At 38.7% G+C, this 23320-nt stretch carries 16 protein-coding genes, 11 tRNA genes, 3 rRNA genes and 1 other annotated feature; all 30 genes read right to left on the reverse strand.

The genetic code is table 11. The features are described 5' to 3' along the window. Nucleotides 1-87 precede the first annotated feature (87 nt). The 30 genes from tsaD to LK443_RS00585 all read right to left on the reverse strand — a co-directional run bounded on the left by tsaD (nt 88) and on the right by LK443_RS00585 (nt 23109). Nucleotides 88-1107: a tRNA (adenosine(37)-N6)-threonylcarbamoyltransferase complex transferase subunit TsaD gene (gene tsaD, locus LK443_RS00440; RefSeq protein ID WP_227931699.1), complete on the reverse strand. Its 1020-nt coding sequence runs from the start codon at nt 1105-1107 to the stop codon at nt 88-90. Further along, the gene (gene rimI / locus LK443_RS00445; protein ID WP_227931700.1) at nt 1104-2192 is read right to left on the reverse strand and encodes a ribosomal protein S18-alanine N-acetyltransferase; all 1089 of its coding nucleotides are present in this window, start codon (nt 2190-2192) and stop codon (nt 1104-1106) included. The genes tsaD and rimI overlap by 4 nt, the downstream gene beginning before the upstream one ends. After that, nucleotides 2176-2907: a tRNA (adenosine(37)-N6)-threonylcarbamoyltransferase complex dimerization subunit type 1 TsaB gene (tsaB, locus tag LK443_RS00450; RefSeq protein ID WP_227931701.1), complete on the reverse strand. Its 732-nt coding sequence runs from the start codon at nt 2905-2907 to the stop codon at nt 2176-2178. Before tsaB ends, rimI begins: the two co-directional genes overlap by 17 nt. A gap of 142 nt (nt 2908-3049) precedes the next feature. Next, nucleotides 3050-4498: a proline--tRNA ligase gene (gene proS, locus LK443_RS00455; protein ID WP_227931702.1), complete on the reverse strand. Its 1449-nt coding sequence runs from the start codon at nt 4496-4498 to the stop codon at nt 3050-3052. Nucleotides 4499-4549: 51 nt separating this feature from the next. Continuing rightward, nucleotides 4550-4752, reverse strand: a binding site (T-box leader). A 349-nt stretch (nt 4753-5101) separates the two neighbouring features. Beyond that, complete coding sequence (locus LK443_RS00460) at nt 5102-6172, reverse strand: ABC transporter substrate-binding protein (RefSeq protein ID WP_227931703.1); 1071 nt, start codon at nt 6170-6172, stop codon at nt 5102-5104. Then, nucleotides 6169-7005, reverse strand: a complete 837-nt coding sequence (locus LK443_RS00465) for an ABC transporter permease (RefSeq protein WP_227931704.1) — start codon at nt 7003-7005, stop codon at nt 6169-6171. Before LK443_RS00465 ends, LK443_RS00460 begins: the two co-directional genes overlap by 4 nt. Further along, entirely contained in the window at nt 7005-7814 is an 810-nt protein-coding gene (locus LK443_RS00470) for an ABC transporter permease (protein WP_227931705.1), read from the reverse strand. The genes LK443_RS00465 and LK443_RS00470 overlap by 1 nt, the downstream gene beginning before the upstream one ends. Further along, nucleotides 7807-8916 carry an ABC transporter ATP-binding protein gene (locus LK443_RS00475; protein WP_227931706.1) on the reverse strand — a complete coding sequence of 370 codons (1110 nt, stop codon included), beginning with the start codon at nt 8914-8916 and terminating at the stop codon, nt 7807-7809. Before LK443_RS00475 ends, LK443_RS00470 begins: the two co-directional genes overlap by 8 nt. Nucleotides 8917-8938: 22 nt before the next feature. Beyond that, entirely contained in the window at nt 8939-9481 is a 543-nt protein-coding gene (locus tag LK443_RS00480; protein WP_227931707.1) for a helix-turn-helix domain-containing protein, read from the reverse strand. Nucleotides 9482-9696: 215 nt separating this feature from the next. Then, nucleotides 9697-10566 carry an ROK family protein gene (locus LK443_RS00485; protein ID WP_227931708.1) on the reverse strand — a complete coding sequence of 290 codons (870 nt, stop codon included), beginning with the start codon at nt 10564-10566 and terminating at the stop codon, nt 9697-9699. Between the two features lie 78 nt (nt 10567-10644). After that, nucleotides 10645-10718, reverse strand: a tRNA-Pro gene (locus tag LK443_RS00490). Nucleotides 10719-10722: 4 nt separating this feature from the next. Then, nucleotides 10723-10796, reverse strand: a tRNA-Arg gene (locus LK443_RS00495). 27 nt (nt 10797-10823) lie between these two features. Further along, nucleotides 10824-10897, reverse strand: a tRNA-Arg gene (locus LK443_RS00500). A gap of 25 nt (nt 10898-10922) precedes the next feature. Next, a tRNA-Leu gene (locus LK443_RS00505) sits at nt 10923-11008 on the reverse strand. A 25-nt stretch (nt 11009-11033) separates the two neighbouring features. Next, nucleotides 11034-11105: transfer RNA gene (locus LK443_RS00510), tRNA-Gly, on the reverse strand. Nucleotides 11106-11122: 17 nt separating this feature from the next. Next, nucleotides 11123-11195: transfer RNA gene (locus tag LK443_RS00515), tRNA-Thr, on the reverse strand. A gap of 13 nt (nt 11196-11208) precedes the next feature. Beyond that, nucleotides 11209-11290 (reverse strand) — tRNA-Leu (locus tag LK443_RS00520). Nucleotides 11291-11307: 17 nt separating this feature from the next. Then, a tRNA-Lys gene (locus LK443_RS00525) sits at nt 11308-11380 on the reverse strand. Between the two features lie 8 nt (nt 11381-11388). Then, nucleotides 11389-11461: transfer RNA gene (locus LK443_RS00530), tRNA-Val, on the reverse strand. Between the two features lie 14 nt (nt 11462-11475). Beyond that, nucleotides 11476-11591, reverse strand: a 5S ribosomal RNA gene (gene rrf, locus LK443_RS00535). 74 nt (nt 11592-11665) lie between these two features. Beyond that, nucleotides 11666-14582 (reverse strand): 23S ribosomal RNA (locus LK443_RS00540). Nucleotides 14583-14715: 133 nt separating this feature from the next. Continuing rightward, nucleotides 14716-14788: transfer RNA gene (locus LK443_RS00545), tRNA-Ala, on the reverse strand. Between the two features lie 17 nt (nt 14789-14805). After that, nucleotides 14806-14879, reverse strand: a tRNA-Ile gene (locus LK443_RS00550). Between the two features lie 112 nt (nt 14880-14991). Further along, a 16S ribosomal RNA gene (locus LK443_RS00555) occupies nt 14992-16541 on the reverse strand. The 16S, 23S and 5S rRNA genes sit together here with 11 tRNA genes alongside, the layout of an rRNA operon. Before the next feature lie 383 nt (nt 16542-16924). Continuing rightward, a complete protein-coding gene (locus tag LK443_RS00560) occupies nt 16925-17464 on the reverse strand; it encodes a DUF402 domain-containing protein (protein ID WP_227932416.1) in 540 nt (179 codons plus the stop codon). A 98-nt stretch (nt 17465-17562) separates the two neighbouring features. Further along, the gene (gene mutY / locus LK443_RS00565) at nt 17563-18747 is read right to left on the reverse strand and encodes an A/G-specific adenine glycosylase (protein ID WP_227931709.1); all 1185 of its coding nucleotides are present in this window, start codon (nt 18745-18747) and stop codon (nt 17563-17565) included. Further along, nucleotides 18738-19556, reverse strand: coding sequence for a recombination regulator RecX (recX, locus tag LK443_RS00570; RefSeq protein WP_227931710.1), 819 nt, complete (start codon nt 19554-19556; stop codon nt 18738-18740). Before recX ends, mutY begins: the two co-directional genes overlap by 10 nt. 106 nt (nt 19557-19662) lie before the next feature. After that, nucleotides 19663-20670 (reverse strand): UDP-glucose 4-epimerase GalE, encoded by a 1008-nt coding sequence (galE, locus tag LK443_RS00575; RefSeq protein ID WP_227931711.1) that lies wholly within the window; start codon nt 20668-20670, stop codon nt 19663-19665. Between the two features lie 20 nt (nt 20671-20690). Next, complete coding sequence (map, locus tag LK443_RS00580) at nt 20691-21461, reverse strand: type I methionyl aminopeptidase (RefSeq protein ID WP_227931712.1); 771 nt, start codon at nt 21459-21461, stop codon at nt 20691-20693. A 184-nt stretch (nt 21462-21645) separates the two neighbouring features. After that, complete coding sequence (locus LK443_RS00585) at nt 21646-23109, reverse strand: NCS2 family permease (RefSeq protein ID WP_227931713.1); 1464 nt, start codon at nt 23107-23109, stop codon at nt 21646-21648. Between the last annotated feature and the right edge of the window lie 211 nt (nt 23110-23320).

Genomic DNA, 23320 nt, shown 5'->3' on the forward strand with positions numbered 1-23320 from the left:
TATAATAGCATGCTTAGACCTAGAATGCAACTATTTTTGTTAGGTTTGATAGATTTTCTTAGTATAAAATTTCCAACCGAACTCTCCCTAATCTCCTAGTTCTAAACCAGGCATTGCATTCACATCCATCGTGGCAAAATCTTGTTCTAACCATTTTGAATACGCAGCCGCACCAATCATTGCAGCATTATCACCACATAAATTCATTGGTGGAATTGAGAACGTTACAGTTGGATAATGACTTTGCATCATCTCTTGTAATCCCGTTCTAAGTCCACGGTTTGCTGCAACTCCTCCTGCTAAGACAAATTGTTTCACAGGATATTCTTGCAGGGCATGTTTACTCTTTTCCACTAATACTTCTACGACACTTGCTTGGAAACTTGCCGCAACATTTTCCGGCACAATTTCTTCGCCTTTTTGTTTCGCATTATGAATACGATTGATGACGGCTGACTTTAATCCACTAAAACTAAAGTCATAATGATCTTCATGAATCATCGCTCTTGGAAAATCATAGACATCTTCTCCAATATGCGCTAATTCATCCATTTTCTTCCCACCTGGATAAGGTAAATTTAAAATTCTACCAATCTTATCATAAGCTTCTCCAGCTGCATCATCTCGTGTTTCTCCAATAATTTCAAACTGTCCGTCCTGTGGCATATAGACTAATTCTGTATGTCCACCGCTTACGACTAATGCCATTAATGGAAATTGTAAAGGTTCAATTAATTGGTTTGCATAAATATGTCCTGCCATATGATTAACGGCAATTAATGGTTTGTTCGCTGCTAGTGCTACTGCTTTTGCAGCTGAAATACCGATTAGTAAAGCTCCTACTAATCCTGGACCAATAGTCACTGCTACTGCATCGATTTCTTCCATTGTTTTGCCAGCTTGCACTAATGCTTCTTCAATCACTTGCGTAATTTGTTCCACATGGTGCCGGCTTGCTATTTCTGGTACAACCCCTCCAAATCGCATATGACTTTTGATTTGAGAAGCGACAATGTTTGATAATAACGTACGACCATTGACAACAACTGCTGCACTTGTTTCATCACAGCTACTTTCAATGGCTAAAATAACGACTTCCTTTGTCATTGTTCACATGCTCCTTTTTTGAGTTCTAATCGATAGAGTAAGGCATCTTCTAATGGATCTGTATAGTAATCACGTCTTCTATGATAACACTCAAATCCTAAAATTTCATATAATTGTTGAGCACGATGATTAAATTCTCGTACTTCTAAAAATACTGTTGAAACTTCTTGCATTCCTAAATCATAACACGCCATTTGCCATAAACGTTGGGCAAGTCCTTTTCCTTGGAATCCTGTATGAATCACAATGTTTGTAATCGTTGCTTCATCTAGAACGACTTGCATCCCAACAAATCCAATTAAGGTATCTACATGATACACGCCATAATAAGCTCCATGTTCAGAAGCAATATCTTCTTGGAAAGCTTTTGCGCTCCAATGTCCAGGATGTTCATAATGTTGTTGCACTAATTGGTATAACTGTTCTGCCACTTCATCTTCATCCGTTAATCGTTTAAACGAAAACTCTGATGAGGAGAAAGATTCTGGTGTTTTAGGGGGTAATGGATAAGTCATCAGTACCGCATCCTCTACTTCATTTTTATAATATTTTTCTTTATATCCTGTTTGAATAAATCCAAATTTTTCATATAAACGTATCGCCTTTTTATTAGAGACTCTAACTTCAAGCGAAATGGACTCTTTTTCTAAAAATCGTGCATACTTTTCTAATTGCTTCATTAATAGGGTCGCACATCCTAAAAATCGTACATCCGAATGAACAGCAATATTCGTAATATGAAGATCCTCCGTTGTCACTCTTGCACCAATAAACGCATGAATTTCGTCATCTATTTCAAGAACGATATAAACGGCTTTTGTATTATACGTTACATCTTCTGCAAAAGCGTCTCTCTTCCAAGGTGGATTTCCCATATATGCTTCTTCTTCAACAGAGGCAATTGCATCTATGTCTTCGATAGTTGCAAGACGAATGGTCGCAATGAATCCATTAGATAAAGGGATTCGTTTTGATTGCTGTGGCAATTGCGTTACGATAAAGTCTCCTTCAGTAATTGCTTGATCTGCTAATTTTCCTAATTGTTGCCATAAAGATTGCGTCCAATCCTTACAGACGCTCCACATAGTTTGACTCCTGTTCTTCTTGATGGCTCGCTTTCCAATTTTCTTCTGCCTCCGCTAATTTTAAATAGGTTGGCACAAAAATATCTGCATCTTCTTTTGGTGCATCTTGTGCTAATTTACCAAAAAATCCTGCATGAGCAATAGCATCACTTTCTTTAGTAAATACCACTTTATCTCCTAATTTTTCTACAACCAACTCTTTTTGTGCATTTGTCAATTGTCCTACAAAATAAAGAGGAGCTTCATAAGTAACTAACTCTTCTAACCAATCAACCCAAGAAATATGACGTTCTGGGGCTATCAATTGTGGAAACTGTTGGTTCACTTGATAAAGACCTGTAAAAACATTATCTCTTCGAGCATCAAAAAATGGAACAACATAGGTTCCTTCAGGAACAACTTCTACAACATTTGCGACAATCGCTTGTAAACTGGAAACAGCTTTTAGCGGAATATGCAATGTCTTCGCAAGAGTTTTTGCAACTGTTACTCCAATTCTAAGTCCAGTATACGAACCTGGTCCTTTGGCAACAATCACACCTGTTAGTTCTTGCATACTGACTTGACTTTCTTGAAGTACTGCTTGAATTGCCGGCATTAGTTTGACACTATGTTGTAAAGTGTCTGGAACTGTTTGTTCAACAATCGTTCCCTCATCTTTGACAATGGCAACCGATAAAGTTTTATTTGAGGTATCAATAGCCAATACGGGCATAGAGCACTTCCTTTCTAGTTTTTTGTTTCAAAAGTGTGAAGGAGGGCAAAGCGTGCTACTCTTTACACTTTTATCCTCTTCAATCATTGATTCGAATGTTCTTTCTTCACACATTGTTTGAATACGGCTTCTGAATTTCGTATTAGTACGCTCTTGCAATCCATACAGTTTGTGTTGCTGGTTTGCCTGAAACGATACATGTTTCTTTTTTCACTGGTGGGTTGAATGGAATATTACGAGTCGTAAATCCAGTTTCTTCTTTAATTTTTGCTTCTGTTTCTTCTGTTCCATCCCAACCAACTAATACCCAACCAGGTACTTCGCCAGCTTCACGTTTTGCTTCAATATGAGCTTTCAATTCATCTAAAGTATCAATAGTTGTATATTCATTAGAAGCACGCATTGCACGAGCTGTTTCTAATAAACGTCCTTGCATTTTTTCTAATTCAGCTTGAATTGTTTCTACTAACACATCGAAACCTACTGCAACTTTTTCATCTAAGTCACGCATTTTTGTCATTACTTGATTATTTTCTAAATCACGTGGACCACATTCAATACGCATTGGAACTCCACGTAATTCCCATTCATTGAATTTGAATCCTGGTGAGTTATCTGTGTCATCAATTTTCACACGTAAGCCTGCTGCTTTTAATTGTTGTTGTAATTCTTCTAATTTTTCTAAAATAGCAGGATTTTTCTTCCATGGTCCAACTGGAATTAAGACTACTTGTGTTGGAGCTACTTTTGGAGGTAATACTAATCCTTGTTCATCTCCGTGTGTCATAATTAACGAACCGATTAAACGAGTAGAAACTCCCCAAGAAGTTGTATGTGCGTACACATGTTCATTTTCTTTTGTTAAATATTTAATATCAAATGCTTCCGCAAATTTTGTACCCATATAATGAGAAGTTCCAGCTTGTACAGCTTTTCCATCTTTCATCATTGCTTCGATTGAATAAGTATCTACTGCACCTGCAAAACGTTCTGATGGAGTTTTTTGACCTTCATAAACAGGAACAGCTAATACACCTTCTACTACTTCTTTATAAATGTCTAACATTCTCATTGTACGACGACGTGCATCTACTTCATCTGCATGAGCTGTATGTCCTTCTTGCCATAAAAACTCAGATGTACGTAAGAATGGTAAAGTTTTCTTTTCCCAACGGAATACATTTGCCCATTGGTTTACTTCATATGGTAAATCACGGTATGAATTAATCCAGTTTGAGAATGCAGTCCCAATCATTGTTTCACTTGTTGGACGTAATGCTAAACGTTCTTCTAATTTTTCACCGGCTGCTTCAGTTACCCATGGTAATTCTGGTGCAAAACCTTCAATATGATCTGCTTCTTTAGTGAAGAAACTTTCTGGAATTAGCATCGGGAAGTAAGCATTACGAATTCCTTCTTCTTTAAAGCGACGGTTAAATTCTTCTTGGATATGTTCCCAAATTTCAAATCCGTCTGGTTTAAAAATCATACATCCACGCACTGGTGAATAATCCATTAAATCAGCTTTTTGAATGGTTTGAATATACCATTTTGAGAAATCTTCTCTTTGTAAGTTTGTTTTTTCTGCCATAGTAGCACTCCTTTTCTAACGATTGTGGAACAAAAAAGCCATTCTCCCTATAAAAAGGACGAATGACTCGCGGTACCACCTTTAATTACATTTCATGTTAAATGTCTCTTGGAACGTGATAACGGTACGCAAACCGGATTATTTTAATAATCAATATTCTGGTAGGTTCCATTCTAAAAGCGGGGGTTCTCTCTCAGCCATGAAGAACTTTCTGTACCCATTAAAGAACTTACTATTCCATTCATTATACTACCGAAAAAATAACTAGAAAGCAAGTGTTATGTCTATTTTCTAAGATAAATCCACTTGCTGAATTGTAAAATGAAGTGCAACCAAAATACTTTGTATAGTAGCACTAGCAATGAGACAGCCATAGCTGGCTGCTGGCGTCCATCTGCTACTATCACACAAAGCCAATCTCATAAACGCACTCTCATAATTATCCGTAAAAATAGAAATGACTTTTCGCAGTAGCAACAGTCCTATAAGCCACAAAGGCTTATAGGGCAGGAAAAATTGAGACCCTTGGCTCAATTTTTAGGCATGAGACCGTAGGGCTGCTGCCGTCCTAAGCTACATTAGAAAAGTCAATTTCTATTAACATTAGTTTCGGAAAATCTTAGCCTCCAAGAACAGGTCATTATACAACCCTAACAACTCAGAACCTAGATTCTCATACACTTCCATATGCTCCATCTGCTCATCCGTAGGATAAAAAGTCTCATTATTCGTTACCTCTTCTGGTAACAACTCTAACGCATCCTTATTCGGAGTTGAATACCCAACATATTCTGCATTTTTAGCAGCCACATCTGGTCTCAATAAAAAGGAAATAAAGCGATACGCACCATCATAGTTTTTGGCCGTTTTTGGAATGACAATATTATCAAACCATAAGTTCGTTCCCTCTTTCGGTAAGACATACGCTAAGTCTTCATTTTTCTCCAACATTTTCGCAGCTTCCCCAGAGAATGAAACGCCAATGGAAGCTTCCCCTTGCGCCATATACGTCTTCATTTCATCCGCAATAATCGCTTTAGCATTTGGCATTAATGTTTTCAAGAATTTACCAGCTTCTTTTACAACTTCAGGATCCTTTTCGTTCAAAGAATACCCTTGTGTTTGAAGCGCAATTCCCATCATTTCTCTAGCTCCATCAATAAATAAAATGGAATCTTTGTAGTCTTCTTTCCATAAATCAGACCATTTCGTAATTTCACCTTCAGCAATATTTTTAGTATTATAAATAATTCCTAAAGTTCCCCAGAAATAAGGAATACTATAACGATTATTTGGATCAAAACTCTTATTCAAGAATTTTCCATCTAAATGTTCGATTCCTTCAATTTTAGAATAATCTAGTGGCACTAATAAATCTTCTTTTAACATTTTATGAATGGCATATTCACTTGGAATCGCCACATCATAATTTGTACCACCTTGTTTGATTTTTGTATACATCGCTTCATTTGAATCAAATGTTTCATAAATTACTTTATAACCTGTTTCTTCTTCAAACTGAGTAATTAAACTAGGATCAATATAATCTCCCCAGTTGTAAACAATAATCGTATCAAGGCTACCGGCAGTAGCTGTTTCAAAATTTTTTCTAAAAAGAAACAATCCCAAACTTGCGACTAAAATTGCTCCAATAAACATCATTAATCGCTTCATAACGCTACCCCCTTCACTAAATCATTCTCATCATTTTTTTGATTTAAACGTTTTGCTTGATATTGTTGAATGAAATAATATCCAATCACTAACACTAATGAGAACAAGAACATTAAAGTACTTAATGCATTAATTTGTAAACTAATTCCTTGACGGGCTCTTGAATAAATTTCAACCGCAATTGTTGAGAATCCATTACCTGTTACGAAGAACGTTACCGCAAAATCATCTAATGAATACGTAAACGCCATAAAAAATCCACTCAAAATTCCAGGTGTAATCGATGGTAAAATAATTCGTGTTAACACTTGCGAACTTGTTGCACCTAAGTCACGTGCCGCAGTAATCATTGAACGATTCATTTCTGTTAATTTTGGTAAAACCATTAATACAACAATTGGAATATTAAACGCAATATGCGAAAGTAGTACAGACCAAAATCCTAATTTAAATCCAATAAAGGTAAATAAAATTAATAAACTTGCCCCGATAATAACGTCTGGAGAAACTAATAAAATATTATTCATCCCAAGCACAAATTGCTTTCTTCTATTTGAACGAATAAAATCAATCATAATTGCTCCGAGAGTTCCAATAATCGTTGCACATAGTGCAGATAATAAGGCTAAAATTAAAGTATCAATAACGATTCCAATTAATCTAGTATCTCCAAGAACCGCTTGATAATGTTCTAAAGTAAACGATTGGAAATCGTTCATTCCTCCACCACTATTGAATGAATAATAAATCAAATAGAAAATTGGAGCATATAGTACTGCAAACACAAATACTAAATAAGCATTTGATAACCAATGATTTTTTTCTAATTTCATTATGCTTCTCCTCCATGTCTACGATCTCGTGTGACAAACATTAAGACAATCATCGCCACAATTAAGACAACCCCAATTGTTGAACCCATTCCCCAGTTTTGTGTCACTAAGAAATGTTGCTCTACAGCAGTTCCTAATGTAATCACACGATTTCCTCCAATTAAACGAGTTAACATGAATAGTGATAGTGAGGGAATAAATACTGCTTGAACGCCACTTCTAACACCACTCATTGTTAATGGAATGACAACATTTTTTAATGTTTGCCATGGAGTCGCACCAAGATCTCGACTTGCTGCAATTAGCGAACTTGGCAATTCTTCTACTGCATTGAAAATTGGTAAAATCATAAATGGTAACTCAATATAAGCAGCTACTGTTAAGAAACTAAAATCCGTAAATAGAAATTCTTTTGGCGCAATTCCAAATAATGATAAAAATTGATTGACAGTACCCGTTTGGCTAAAAATTCCAATAAAAGCATAAGCTTTTAATAATAAATTGACCCAAGTCGGTAAGATGATTAATAATAGCCATAAATTTTTATGTTTAGTTTTACTTAAAAAGTAAGCTGTTGGATAACTCACGACTAAAGTCACTAATGTTACTAAAAAGGCATACCACACTGAGTTAAATGTCATTTCTAAATAATTACCAGAAGAAAAATAATTCGTATAGTTTCCAATCGTTAATTGATTATTAATATCAAAAAATGACTTATAGAAAATCATCGCCAAAGGCGCTACTACAAATAATGCCAACCATAACAGATATGGAATGGAAAAGCACATGCGAGAATTTTTACTCATTGCTATCGTCCTCCACTTCCTCATAGCTTTCTAGACGTGCATCAAATTCTTCTTCACTTTCTCCAAAACGCATTACGTGAATATCTTGTGGCTCGAAGTATAATCCAACTTTAGAACCAACTTCTGCTTTTTTCGTTGAGTGAATCATCCACTCATTTTTATTTTCGTCATAACAAATAATTTCATAGTGAACTCCACGGAATAATTGTGTATCCACTTCAACAATTAATTTTCCTTTATCCACACTTGTTAGAGATAAATCTTCCGGACGAATAACGATTTCAACTTTTTCATTTGGACGCATACCAGCATCGGCACATTCAAATTCTTTACCAACAAATTCTACTAAGTAGTCTTCTTTCATCACACCAGCAACGATATTACTTTCTCCGATAAAGTCCGCAACGAAACGGTTAATTGGTTCATCATAAATATCAACTGGAGTCCCAGATTGAATAATTTCCCCACCATTTAATACGAAGATTTCATCACTCATCGCAAGAGCTTCTTCTTGGTCATGCGTCACGAAAATAAATGTAATTCCTAAACGTTGTTGTAATTCACGTAATTCATACTGCATGTCAGTTCTTAATTTTAAGTCTAATGCTGATAATGGTTCATCTAATAATAGAACTTCTGGTTCATTCACTAATGCACGAGCAATCGCTACACGCTGTTGTTGTCCTCCAGACATTTGAACAATCTCACGTTTTTCATACCCTGATAATTGAACTAATTTTAATGCTTCAGAAACTTTTTGTTTAATCGCATCTTCAGGTAATTTTTTCAAACGTAAACCGAATGCAATATTTTCAAATACATTCATATGAGGGAATAATGCATAGTCTTGGAATACAGTATTTACTTTACGTTTATTTGGTGGTAAATCCGTTACATCTTCTCCATTTAGTGTAACTGTTCCAGTTGTTGCATCAGTAAAACCAGCAATAATACGAAGAATGGTAGTTTTTCCACATCCTGAAGGGCCTAATAATGTATAAAATTTCCCTTTTTCAATTCCAAAGTTAATATTTTTTAAAACTTGAGTATCATCATAAGATTTTGTAACATTTTCAAATGTAATAATTGTATTGTTAGACATGTTTTGTACCAATCCTTCCTTTTTATAAATAAGAATTTGTTGCAACAATTAACACCTTACTTGTTTCATTGCCAGCATTTTTAATTTGGTGCTTAGCAGAAGCTTCAAAATAAAATGATTCTCCTTTTGAGACAATTTCTATTTGTTTTCCTACTTTCACCTGAACTTTACCTTCTAGAACATATCCAAAAGTTTCGGATAATGATGGTTCGAACACTTTGTATTCGCCTTTCGGTTGAAATTCCAATATTACTGGTTCCATCTCATGTTCATTTGAATCTGGATTTAACCAAGTCACGATTGTTTTATGTTTTGGATTCTCCATAACAGTCATATCTTCAGGTCCATAAACGATTAAAGCTTCTTCCGGTCCATCTTCAAAGAAATCCTTTGGCGCACATCCTAATACTTCTAAAATATCAAAAAATGTGTCCATCGAAGGTGAACTTAGATCATTTTCTAATTGGGATATATATCCTTTTGATAAATCCGTCCTCTCGGCTAATTCTTCTTGGGTCAGTCCTTTTTGAACACGAAGTGCTTTTAATTGACTCCCTATTTCCATATTATCCCTCCATTTTTAAACTAAAAGTTTAATAACACTATGACTTATTATACTCTAAGTTTAGTAATAGTCAACAAACAAATCTCAGAAAAATAAAAAAAGAACCCTATACAATGGATAGAGTTCAGACAAATAGATATAAAAATTAAGATGCAAAGTAATGAAACCAAAGGTTTGCTGGCGTCCATTACTACGGTATAAGAAGTCAGTTATTATTAACGTTCAGAAAGAGTCTTCGCCATTGCTAAGCATCCAATTGTTGCTGCATTATTCCCTAAAGCTGGAGTTTGTATATACTCATCAACAGAAGGATAACCAACATAACCATTCATTAATTTCTCAAATTCTTGCTTAACTTTCTTTAATAAATGAGACTGTTGCATCACTCCACCACCTAAAACAATCACTTCAGGTGCTAAAATTAATGTTGTATTATAAATACATTGTGCAGCATAATAAGCTTCAATATCCCAAATTGGATCAGTTGGCTCTAATTCAAATGCAGGACGTCCCGCTTTCTCTTGTAAGGCTGGTCCAGCTGCTAAACCTTCTAAACAGTCAGAGTGGAAAGGACATACACATTTTGCATTATCTTCAGGATGACGTTTGACAATCATATGACCCATTTCAGGGAAGTTCATCCCACCTACAAACTTACCACGTTGGATAGCTCCACCACCAACACCGGTTCCAAATGTATAATACACTAAACTTTCTAAATCTTTTCCATGACCAAAATAGTATTCGCCATAAGCTGCTGCATTTACATCAGTTGTCCAATTCATTGGTACATTTAAATGACGTTTCAATTCACCAATGAAATCAAAATTTTGCCATGCTAATTTTGGAGTAGAAGTAATGTATCCAAATGTTGCAGATTTTTTATTACTATCAATAGGACCAAAAGCACCCACACCCACCGCTTCTAATTCTTGTTCATACTTTTTAAAAAATTCAAAAACTTTCGGTAAAGTTTCCTCTGGAGTTGTCGTTGGAATTGAAATTCTTTCTAAAACTTCCATATCATGATTTCCAATGGCACAAACAAACTTTGTACCACCAGCTTCGATACTACCTAATACCATATAAAATTCCTCCAATTTGTTAATAATTATATTATAAACAAAAAAAGACAAGTAAGCTAGTACTTACTTGTCATCTAATCGGGAATACAGGATTCGAACCTACGACCCCTTGGTCCCAAACCAAGTGCTCTACCAAGCTGAGCTAATTCCCGATAATGCACCCAACAGGAGTCGAACCTGTAACCGCTTGATTCGTAGTCAAGTACTCTATCCAATTGAGCTATGGGTGCTACTTATTTACTTATATATAGAAAAAATGCACCCAACAGGAGTCGAACCTGTAACCGCTTGATTCGTAGTCAAGTACTCTATCCAATTGAGCTATGGGTGCAAATTTTATTCAATTATATTGAAAATGCCGAGGGCCGGGATCGAACCGGCACGGTCATCACTGACCGCAGGATTTTAAGTCCTGTGCGTCTGCCAATTCCGCCACCCCGGCATGGGCCATGGTTTATCATTGGCAAAGCGGAAGACGGGGTTCGAACCCGCGACCCCCACCTTGGCAAGGTGGTGTTCTACCACTGAACTACTTCCGCAAATTTATTCATTTAAATGCCGGCTAAAGGACTTGAACCCTCGACCCTCTGATTACAAATCAGATGCTCTACCAACTGAGCTAAGCCGGCCGAAACTTAATAGTGCGGGTGAAGGGACTCGAACCCCCACGCCTCTCGGCGCTAGATCCTAAATCTAGTGCGTCTGCCAATTCCGCCACACCCGCGATTTCTCGCTTGAGAATGAGTGATACAGGGCTCGAACCTGTGACCCTCTGATTAAAAGTCAGATGCTCTACCAACTGAGCTAATCACTCATGATTCATGGAGGTTAACGGGATCGAACCGCTGACCCCCTGCTTGTAAGGCAGGTGCTCTCCCAGCTGAGCTAAACCTCCATAATATTTGAAAAGCGTGGCAACGTCCTACCCTCACAGGGGGAAACCCCCAACTACTATCGGCGCTAAGAAGCTTAACTTCTGTGTTCGAGATGGGAACAGGTGTATCCTTCTTGCCATCGTCACCACACTTCTCTCTTGAAAAAGCTCTCGCTCTCTCAAAACTGAATCTATATCCAATTCCTTCCTCATTTACCTTCAACCTTGGTTAAGTCCTCGACCGATTAGTACTAGTCCGCTCCATGCCTCACGGCACTTCCACTCCTAGCCTATCTACCTGTTCGTCTCTCAGGGGTCTTACTCACTTAAAATGATGGGAAATCTCATCTCGAGGGGGGCTTCACGCTTAGATGCTTTCAGCGTTTATCCCGTCCACACATAGCTACCCAGCGATGCTCTTGGCAGAACAACTGGTACACCAGCGGTGTGTCCATCCCGGTCCTCTCGTACTAAGGACAGCTCCTCTCAAATTTCCAACGCCCGCGACGGATAGGGACCGAACTGTCTCACGACGTTCTGAACCCAGCTCGCGTACCGCTTTAATGGGCGAACAGCCCAACCCTTGGGACCGACTTCAGCCCCAGGATGCGATGAGCCGACATCGAGGTGCCAAACCTCCCCGTCGATGTGAACTCTTGGGGGAGATAAGCCTGTTATCCCCAGGGTAGCTTTTATCCGTTGAGCGATGGCCCTTCCATTCGGTACCACCGGATCACTAAGCCCGACTTTCGTCCCTGCTCGACTTGTTGGTCTCGCAGTCAAGCTCCCTTCTGCCTTTACACTCTTCGAATGATTTCCAACCATTCTGAGGGAACCTTTGGGCGCCTCCGTTACACTTTAGGAGGCGACCGCCCCAGTCAAACTGCCCGTCTGACACTGTCTCCCACCTTGCTTCTAGGTGCGGGTTAGAGGGTTCATGTAACAAGGGTAGTATCCCACCATTGCCTCCTTGGAAACTGGCGTTCCCATCTCTTCGGCTCCTACCTATCCTGTACATGTCACACAAACACTCAATATCAAACTACAGTAAAGCTCCATGGGGTCTTTCCGTCCTGTCGCGGGTAACCTGCATCTTCACAGGTACTATAATTTCACCGAGTCTCTCGTTGAGACAGTGCCCAGATCGTTACGCCTTTCGTGCGGGTCGGAACTTACCCGACAAGGAATTTCGCTACCTTAGGACCGTTATAGTTACGGCCGCCGTTTACTGGGGCTTCAATTCAAAGCTTCGCCCTAATGGACTAACCTCTCCTCTTAACCTTCCAGCACCGGGCAGGCGTCAGCCCCTATACGTCATCTTTCGATTTTGCAGAGACCTATGTTTTTGATAAACAGTCGCCTGGGCCTATTCACTGCGGCTGGTATTTCTACCAGCACCCCTTCTCCCGAAGTTACGGGGTCATTTTGCCGAGTTCCTTAACGAGAGTTCGCTCGCTCACCTTAGTGTTCTCCACTCAACTACCTGTGTCGGTTTGCGGTACGGGTTCTGTTAATCTCACTAGAAGCTTTTCTCGGCAGTGTGACGTCAGTTGCTTCGCTACTTTTTTTCGCTCCCCTTCACAGCTTACCCCGTTTGTGACAAGCATTTCACTCATCAGCGGACTCGCTGCTTGGACGTACTTTTCCACTCGTACGCTCAACTTAGCCTCCTGCGTCCCTCCATTGCTCAAACAATTAACAGAAGTACAGGAATATCAACCTGTTATCCATCGACTACGCCTTTCGGCCTCGCCTTAGGTCCCGACTAACCCTGGGAGGACGAGCCTTCCCCAGGAAACCTTAGTCATTCGGTGGACGGGATTCTCACCCGTCTTTCGCTACTCATACCGGCATTCTCACTTCTAAGCGCTCCACATGTCCTTACGGTCATGCTTCTTCGCCCTTAGAACGCTCTCCTACCACTCAGTTATTATCTGAATCCACAGCTTCGGTAATCTGTTTAGCCCCGTTACATTTTCGGCGCAGGGTCACTCGACTAGTGAGCTATTACGCACTCTTTGAATGATGGCTGCTTCTAAGCCAACATCCTAGTTGTCTGTGCAACCCCACATCCTTTTCCACTTAACAGATATTTTGGGACCTTAGCTGGTGGTCTGGGCTGTTTCCCTTTCGACTACGGATCTTATCACTCGCAGTCTGACTCCCGGACATAAATACATGGCATTCGGAGTTTATCTGAATTCGGTAACCCGAGATGGGCCCCTAGTCCAAACAGTGCTCTACCTCCACGATTCTTCATTCCGAGGCTAGCCCTAAAGCTATTTCGGAGAGAACCAGCTATCTCCAAGTTCGATTGGAATTTCTCCGCTACCCACACCTCATCCAAGCACTTTTCAACGTGCCCTGGTTCGGTCCTCCAGTGCGTTTTACCGCACCTTCAACCTGGACATGGGTAGATCACTTGGTTTCGGGTCTACGTCAACATACTCTGCCGCCCTATTCAGACTCGCTTTCGCTACGGCTCCGACTCTTCATCTTAACCTCGCATGTTAACGTAACTCGCCGGTTCATTCTACAAAAGGCACGCCATCACCCATTAACGGGCTCTGACTACTTGTAAGCACACGGTTTCAGGTACTCTTTCACTCCCCTCCCGGGGTTCTTTTCACCTTTCCCTCACGGTACTGGTTCACTATCGGTCACTAGGTAGTATTTAGCCTTGCCAGATGGTCCTGGCGGATTCCGACGGGATTCCTCGTGTCCCGCCGTACTCAGGTGCTCTCTTGTGCCAACTTTCTGTTTTGCATACAGGACTGTCACCTTCTTTGATCCTGCTTTCCAACAGGGTTCTGCTACAGATTGTCATACACGTTGTTGAAAGTCCTACAACCCCAGTGTGCATGCACACTGGTTTGGGCTCTTCCCGTTTCGCTCGCCGCTACTCAGGAAATCGATTTTTCTTTCTCTTCCTGCGGGTAATGAGATGTTTCAGTTCCCCGCGTCTACCTCGTCATAAGCCTGCGCTTATGCGTAACACCCCATCACGGGTGTTGGGTTCCCCCATTCGGAAATCTCTGGATCTTAGCTTACTTACAGCTCCCCAAAGCATATCGGTGTTCGTTCCGTCCTTCTTCGGCTCCTAGTGCCAAGGCATTCACCGTGCGCCCTTATTCACTTAACCATTATGGTCGCGTTGCTTCTTGTTAAAAAACTCTTTTTCGTTAGATTTCTCTAACTCTCGGTAAATTTTTGGTTTTCATTTGTGATATAGTATTCAGTTTTCAAAGGTCGAGTTTCTATCCTTTCGGATAGTATGGAGACTAGCGGGATCGAACCGCTGACCTCCTGCGTGCAAAGCAGGCGCTCTCCCAGCTGAGCTAAGCCCCCATTAAATTCGAAACTTATGGGCCTAAATGGACTCGAACCATCGACCTCACGCTTATCAGGCGTGCGCTCTAACCAGCTGAGCTATAGGCCCGTTCGGATTTAGACTTATTGTTTTGAGAGTTAACCTCTCAAAACTAAACAAAGATTTCAACCTGTAGGGTTCCGTGTTCATCTAACGTCGAAACATTAGATGTTATCCTTAGAAAGGAGGTGATCCAGCCGCACCTTCCGATACGGCTACCTTGTTACGACTTCACCCCAATCATCTATCCCACCTTAGGCGGCTGGCTCCGTAAGGTTACCTCACCGACTTTGGGTGTTACAAACTCTCGTGGTGTGACGGGCGGTGTGTACAAGACCCGGGAACGTATTCACCGCGGCGTGCTGATCCGCGATTACTAGCGATTCCGGCTTCATGTAGGCGAGTTGCAGCCTACAATCCGAACTGAGAATGGCTTTAAGAGATTCGCTTACCCTCGCGAGTTCGCTGCTCGTTGTACCATCCATTGTAGCACGTGTGTAGCCCAAGTCATAAGGGGCATGATGATTTGACGTCATCCCCACCTTCCTCCGGTTTGTCACCGGCAGTCTCACTAGAGTGCCCAACTCAATGCTGGCAACTAGTAATAAGGGTTGCGCTCGTTGCGGGACTTAACCCAACATCTCACGACACGAGCTGACGACAACCATGCACCACCTGTCTCTTTGTCCCCGAAGGGAATGCTCTATCTCTAGAGTGGTCAAAGGATGTCAAGACTTGGTAAGGTTCTTCGCGTTGCTTCGAATTAAACCACATGCTCCACCGCTTGTGCGGGTCCCCGTCAATTCCTTTGAGTTTCAACCTTGCGGTCGTACTCCCCAGGCGGAGTGCTTAATGCGTTAACTGCAGCACTGAAGGGCGGAAACCCTCCAACACTTAGCACTCATCGTTTACGGCGTGGACTACCAGGGTATCTAATCCTGTTTGCTACCCACGCTTTCGAGCCTCAGCGTCAGTTACAGACCAGAGAGTCGCCTTCGCCACTGGTGTTCCTCCATATATCTACGCATTTCACCGCTACACATGGAATTCCACTCTCCTCTTCTGCACTCAAGTCAACCAGTTTCCAATGACCCTCCCCGGTTGAGCCGGGGGCTTTCACATCAGACTTAATTGACCGCCTGCGCTCGCTTTACGCCCAATAAATCCGGACAACGCTTGCCACCTACGTATTACCGCGGCTGCTGGCACGTAGTTAGCCGTGGCTTTCTGGTTAGATACCGTCACACGCATAACAGTTACTCTATGCGCTGTTCTTCTCTAACAACAGAGTTTTACGAACCGAAATCCTTCTTCACTCACGCGGCGTTGCTCCGTCAGACTTGCGTCCATTGCGGAAGATTCCCTACTGCTGCCTCCCGTAGGAGTTTGGGCCGTGTCTCAGTCCCAATGTGGCCGATCACCCTCTCAGGTCGGCTATGCATCACGGCCTTGGTGAGCCGTTACCTCACCAACTAGCTAATGCACCGCGGGTCCATCCATCAGCAGAAGCCGAAGCCTCTTTTCCTTCTTCAGTCATGCGACTAAAGAACCTATGCGGTTTTAGCATCCGTTTCCGAATGTTATCCCCCTCTGATGGGCAGGTTACCCACGTGTTACTCACCCGTTCGCCACTAGATTGACCTGTGCAAGCACCGGTCGCTCTCGTTCGACTTGCATGTATTAGGCACGCCGCCAGCGTTCGTCCTGAGCCAGGATCAAACTCTCATGAAAATACATTCATGAGCTTTTGAAAGCTCATTTAATTACTGACTTATTGTTTTTCTCCTTAGAGAAAAGAAATTGTTGTTTCTTCACTTTTGTGAAGTCCCTACACATTTGGTTTGTCTTCTTTGTTTAGTTTTCAAAGGTCAACGTCGCTTTATCGCGACAACTCCTATATATTATCACAGGCGTTTTTTTCTGTCAACTACTTTTTAAAATTTATTTTAAATTTATTTTTCGCAATCGTTTCAAAGGCGAACATTCGTTAACAGTGTTTATAATTTACCATAGCTTTTTATTCTTTGCAAGTCTTTTTTAAAACTTTTTTATCTTTTAAAAAAATGTTTTGAAGCTCTCACTTCAAAACATTTTCTTACTCACACTACCTTGAGCTATTGTTTTCGATAGGTTAGTTGACAATAACGTTCATACCATAAGTCAACGTACTCTGGTGAAAATGGACCTTTTTTATTGTTAATCCAATCGACTAGAATTTCAACATTCGCCTTCAAAATTTGATCAATCTCTTTTGAATAATGCATTTTTCGGCGGTGTTGTTCATATTCGTCGACATCTAATAGTCTTTTTTCACCATCCGGGAATATTTTAATATCTAAATCATAATCAATATATTTTAATGCTTCTTTATCTAATACATAAGGAGAAGCTAGATTACAATAGTATGATATTCCTTTTTGACGAATCATGGTTACTACATTAAACCAGTAATGCTTATGATAGTATAACAGCGCTGGTTCTCTTGTTAGCCAACGTCTTCCATCCGCTTCGGTTACTAATGTATGATCATTACAAGCGATAATTGCTTGGTCACTTGTTTTTAACACCATACTATCTCTCCACGTACGATGAAGACTGCCATCATGTTTATAACTCTTGACAGTGATGAATTCTCCTTCTCTTGGATTTTGCATCACGAGTCCAACCTTCTATATCGATTTTAGAAAAGCTCCCTTTTCTTAATATACACATTCGACTGTAGTATAGCATATTTCGTTGCTTCTGTGAATATCTACAGCGTATTATTCTTTTCTTGTTGAATCACGTGTTCCCATAATTTTGTTTGCACTTTTGAAAATGGCATTTTATGAAATTCTTCCGCTTCTGCCCATTTTAATTCCCTATCATTTGTTTTTTCAAGTGATGTATTTCCTTGAATATTGTATTTTGATAATTTAACTTCCCATTTTTGGTGACTGAAAATATGTTTTACTTCCCCTTTAAACGTCTTTTCTTTTTCAATCTTTAATTGATAAATTGTTTCAAATTGAGTTTCCATTGGAATATTTTTATTCGGATACTCTTCTACTACTTCTGCAATCTCATCTAATAAACTCAACTGTTTTCCTGTTGGTGTATAGTCTCTTATTAATGGGAAATGCCAAAATCCACTTAATAAATCTGCATATGTATTTTTCTCTAGTAAATATTGTCCTTTTTCATTTTGTATCACAAATGCTTCCCATCTCATTGGGATTGGCTTTTTCTTTGGAATTTTTACTGGATATAAATGCATTGTTCCATTCAGATAAGCCGCACTAAATTCTTTTACCGGACTATCTTCTGGATGTGGTGTTGCTGGTGACTCAATATCTGACCCTAAATCCATCAATGCTTGGTTAAAATCACCAGGTCGTTCTTTTGAAATAATTTTTTCTGCTACTGCTTGGAACACTTTTCTGTTGGATGGATTACCGATATCTAATCCTATTTCAAATAATCGACTAATCACCCTCATTAAGTTTCCATCTACTGCTGGCTCTGGTAAATCAAAAGCAATACTAGCAATCGCACCCGCTGTATACGGACCAATTCCTTTTAATGTTTGAATTTCTTCCATTGTACTTGGAAACTCACCGCCATATTGCTCCATAATTTGTTTAGCTGCTTTTTGCATATTTCTGACTCTGGAATAATATCCCAACCCTTCCCAGACCTTTAATAAGGATTCCTCCTGTGCATTTGATAAAGATTCAATTGTTGGAAAAGTTTCTAGAAAACGATGGTAGTATGGAATCACTGTATCGACTCTTGTTTGTTGAAGCATTATTTCACTCACCCATATATGATAAGGATTATTCGAATGTCTCCAAGGTAAATCTCTTTTTTCTTTGTCGTACCATGCTAATAATTTTTCTTGAAATGAAGCAATTTTCTCTTCGGACCACATTTTTATTCCATATTGTTCTAAATCCATTCTTCACTCTCCCATTTTAATTTTTCAATCGCTTCATCAATGGATGAACTGCTGAACCCTTTTTGATATAACTTCCCTTTTAAGAGATACCAAACTTGTGAATCTGTTATTTCATATTTTGAAAGTAATGTTTTTAAAATTCTCTCGCTTTGTTTCATGACTAATTCTTCTTCATTCTCTTCTTGTTTCACAAATGTTAATGATGAAATTACAGATTGAACGATATCTAACTCATAACCTTTTTGCATTAAAAAGCCATACACTTTTTGTTTCACTGTCTTAACAGGTACATTTCCTTGTCGGTCGACATATTTTTGTGCAATTTCAATCGCTTGATCTAATTGTGTTGCTTCATCAAACTCTGCTAACGCCTTTTGAATAATGAAGTCATTGACACCTTTTTTCTTTAATTCAAACGCTACAGCTTTAGGTCCCTTTTTCTGTAACACAAAATTTTCTCTCACATAACTTTCTGCGTAAAATTGGTCATTGACGAAGCCATGCTCCATTAATTGTTGCAAGACTTGGTTAATCACCTCATCAGACACTTCTAGCTTTTCGAGTTTTTCATATACTTCTTTGGCTGTTCTTAATTTAAAATTCAAAAAATGCAATGCTTTTTGATAGGCATTTTGATACTGTGTTTCCTGTTCAATTTCACGGATTGTATCTTGCGTTAATTCTGTTCCCTTTGTTAATGCAAACTTTAATAAAGTAGCCTCATCTACTCCAAAGGCAAATTCATCATTTATGTAAATATTAAAACGATTTTTCTTTTTCTTTTGTACTTCAATTTTAGTGATTTGCATGATATCCCTCCGTTCTTTCTTTATTATTGTAACAAAAAACTATTACTTATCCAAAAAATCCTGTTCGCATTCTTAATAGCAAACAGGATTTTCATTTACATTATATTTAGTATCCTTGAGGATTATTTTTTTGCCAATTCCAAGAATCACGAACCATATCGTTTAGGTCTTTTTCAGCAACCCAACCTAGAACTTCTTTCGCACGAGTTGCATCTGCATAACAAGTTGCGATATCTCCAGCACGACGTGGGCAAATTTTATATGGAATGTCTACATTATTTTCTTTCATAAATGCATGAACTAAGTCTAATACACTATAACCAATTCCAGTTCCTAAGTTATACACTTTAGCTCCAGGATTTCCAATGTTGTCTTTCACTGCAAGAACATGTCCTCTCGCTAAATCCACAACGTGAATATAATCTCGAACTCCTGTTCCATCATGTGTATCATAGTCATCCCCAAACACGCTTAACTGTGGTAATTTACCAACGGCTACTTGTGTAATATATGGCATTAAGTTATTTGGAACTCCATTTGGATTTTCCCCAATTAATCCACTTTCATGAGCACCAATTGGATTGAAATAACGTAAGTTCGTTACAGACCATTCTTTATCAGAAAATGCTAGATCATTTAAGATTTGTTCTAACATCACTTTTGTATATCCATAAGGATTAGTTGCACTTGTTGGCATTCCTTCTTTAAACGGTACCGTATTATTCATTCCATAAACCGTTGCACTTGAACTGAAAACAATATTTTTCACTCCGAAGTTTCTCATGACATCTAATAACACTAATGTACCTGTAATATTATTATGATAATATTCTAACGGTTTCGCTACTGATTCTCCCACTGCTTTGAATCCTGCAAACTGAATAACACAGTCAATTTTTTCTTTTGAAAAAACTCCTGTTAAAAAGTCGTGATCTAAAATAGATCCTTCATAAAATGGAAATTCTTTTCCAGTAATCGTTGTTAATCGTTTTAACACTTCAGGTGAACTATTAGAAAAATCATCTAAAATAACAACTTCATACCCCGCTTTATCTAGTTCTACTACTGTATGAGAACCGATATACCCTGCTCCCCCTGCAACTAAAATAGCCATTGCTATTCCTCCTTATACTTTTATAATACGTCTTCTGTATGATCGGGTTGTAATGTTAAAATACGTGGGCCATCTTTTGTAATCGCTAATGTATGTTCAAATTGACAACTTAATCCACCATCTAATGTGTGAGCTGTCCAACCATTACTTTCCATTTCTGATTTCCACGTTCCCGTATTAACCATTGGTTCAATTGTAATAACCATTCCTTCTTTTAAGCGAAGACCTTTTCCTGGTTCGCCATAATGTGGAACGGATGGACTTTCATGAATCGTTGGTCCAATTCCGTGTCCGATGAATTCACGAACAACTGAGAAGCCTTCTTTTTCTACATAAGTTTGAATCGCATGACCAATATCTCCAATACGATTGCCCACTTGCGCTTGTTGGATTCCTAAATATAATGCTTTTTTTGTTACTTCATATAAACGATCTAATTCTGGAGTAGTTTCTCCAACAATATAACTCCAACAAGAATCGGATAAAGCTCCTTTTAAGTCTACACAGAAATCAACTTTTACTAAATCACCTGATTTCAATGCTTTACGGCGAGGAAATCCATGACAGATTTCGTCATTAATGCTTGTACAAGTGGCATATTTATATCCTTCATATCCGATTTGAGGAGCTGAACCACCTGCTTCTTCAATTTTCTTTTGAACAAATTCATTAATCTCCCAAGTTGTTACTCCCGGTTTAATAAAGTCTCGTAATGCAACGTGAATAGAGGCTAATAAAGCACCTGATTCATTCATCGCTTCAATTTCACGATTTGATTTTAATGTAATCATATTTTATTTCCTTTCTTTTTATACTCTAGAATATTATAGCATAGCTTTTAAGAAAATGTTTGAAAGAACATCCATTCTAAACTTTTCTTTTCATTTCTTTAATAATTCCTTTAAAAAGCAAAACGAAGTTACTAAAATCGTAACTTCGTTTTACCTCTTGGAAGAAAAGATATAAGAAAAAAGCTTATAGAATGGCTAAAATAATGAAGTTCAAGATGAACAACCCTGTCGCTACCCATAAAATTGGGTGAACTTCTTTAGATTTGCCTGTTAATGTTTTAATGAAGCAATAGAAGATAAACCCTGCTGCAATTCCGTATGAAATGCTGTAACAAAGCGCCATAAAGATTCCCGCAAAGAATGCTGGAACTGCTTCTTCTAAATGATCCCATTGAACATCTGCAAAAGATGATAACATCATAACCCCTACAACAATTAAAGCAGGTGCTGTTGCTGCTGCAGGAACGATTCCTACAAATGGTGCTAATAATGTTGAAGCTGCAAATAATGCTGCTGTTGTTACGGCTGTTAATCCAGTACGTCCCCCAGCACCGATACCTGCTGCACTTTCTACATAAGTTGTTGTATTACTTGTTCCGAAAATTGCTCCGATTGAAGTTCCAATCGCATCTGCAAATAAAGCTTTATCCATTTTAGAAGAGAAGCCTGAACCTTCTTCTAACATTCTTTCATCTTCTTCAGAGAAGATTCCTGTCTTACGACCTGTTCCAATAAAAGTTCCTAATGTATCAAATGTATCTGATAAACTAAATGCAAAAATTGTCATTAATACTAATGGTAATTTCGCAGGATTTGAGAATAATTTACCCATTCCTTCTGGACCAAATGCTGCAAAAATAGTTACTTGCAAATCCGAAAACGCAGAAGCTAATGAATTTTGAGACCAATTTACTGTTGATAAATCAACTACTCCCATTGGGATTGCTAATAGAGTTGTAGCAATAATTCCAATTAATATAGCTCCACGAACATTTCTAATGACTAAAATGACTGTAATTAATAAACCAATTAACGCTAATAATGCATCGCTTTGAGTAAAATTCACTAAAGAAGGAACTACTCCACCGTTAGAAGTAACAGCGAAAACTCCACCTTTAAAAACTTCTGTAGTTGCTTGAAACGGTTGATTATTAATGGTTGTAATTGTTTTAGCATCAGTTAAGAAACTTAATAAGTTTGCATTTTTCAAACCAATATAAGCAACGAACACTCCAATCCCGCCACCGATGGCGTGTTGCATACTGACTGGAATTGCTTGAATAATCATTTTACGAATTTTTGTCACTGTAATAAATACATTTAATAATCCACAAATAAATACCATTGCTAATGCTTCTTGCCAAGTAAAGCCTAATCCGAATACGACAGTAAATGTAAAGAAGGCATTCAATCCCATTCCTGGTGCTAATGCGTAAGGTACATTGGCAAATAGTCCCATCACTAATGTACTAACAACTGCTGCCACAATTGTGGATAGGAAGACTGCTTGGAATGGCATTCCCGTTTGACTAAGAATACTAGGGTTTACGAAGATGATATAAGACATCGCAAAAAATGTTGTAAGTCCCGCTAAAAGTTCCGTCCCAAAAGTTGTGTTATTTTCTTTTAATTTAAAGAAATTTTCCATGAAGTTTCGAGCTCCTTTTTGTTTTTTTATTAAGAATGAGGTAAGTATACTTCATTTTTGATAGAAAATCAATAAGAATACGTATGTTTTTTATTCGTTCTTCAAAAAATATACGTGTTTTACATTTTGTTTTGTTTTTAAATATGAAAATTATTCTTTAAAAGTAAAATAAAACGAACAACTGACACCTTTAACGGTGAAAGTTGTTCGT

It is taken from the genome of Granulicatella elegans (genome assembly GCF_020735385.1).
GTDB classification, from domain to species: Bacteria; Bacillota; Bacilli; order Lactobacillales; family Aerococcaceae; genus Granulicatella; species Granulicatella elegans_B.